This is a genomic window from Halorubrum sp. SP9, from assembly GCF_005435015.1.
In the GTDB taxonomy this organism is placed as follows: domain Archaea; phylum Halobacteriota; class Halobacteria; order Halobacteriales; family Haloferacaceae; genus Halorubrum; species Halorubrum sodomense.
Window position 1 is genome coordinate 1 of record NZ_SGXU01000534.1, and the last position, 331, is coordinate 331.

At 61.6% G+C, this 331-nt stretch carries 1 protein-coding gene; it reads right to left on the reverse strand.

The window, feature by feature from the left end; genetic code table 11:
* On the reverse strand, nt 1–228 hold a 228-nt coding region (locus EXE45_RS18490; RefSeq protein WP_199233718.1), incomplete at its 3' end, for an AAA family ATPase.
* Between the last annotated feature and the right edge of the window lie 103 nt (nt 229–331).

Sequence of the window (331 nt, forward strand, 5' to 3'; positions counted from 1 at the left end):
GGAGACGTACTTCGCACACAGCGACTTCCCGGTGCCCGTCTTTCCGTATATCAGGACGTTGCTCGGGCTCTGTCCGAAGATGGCCGGGTTGACGGCCGTCGCCAAGTCGGATATCTCGTCGTCTCGGCCGACGATCCGTCCCTCTCCGGGTAGGTGACTGATCTCGAGGAGCTCCTTGTTCGCGAAGATAGGGTCCTCCCTCGTGAAGAGGTCGTCCGCTGCGTCCATGAGGGAGACACCGTGTTTCCGGTGAAATGCGTTCTGTTTCGCGACTAGGCGGGAGGCAGGTCGGCGGGTGGTTCGACCGGTCGAGACACACACCGTGTTTCCG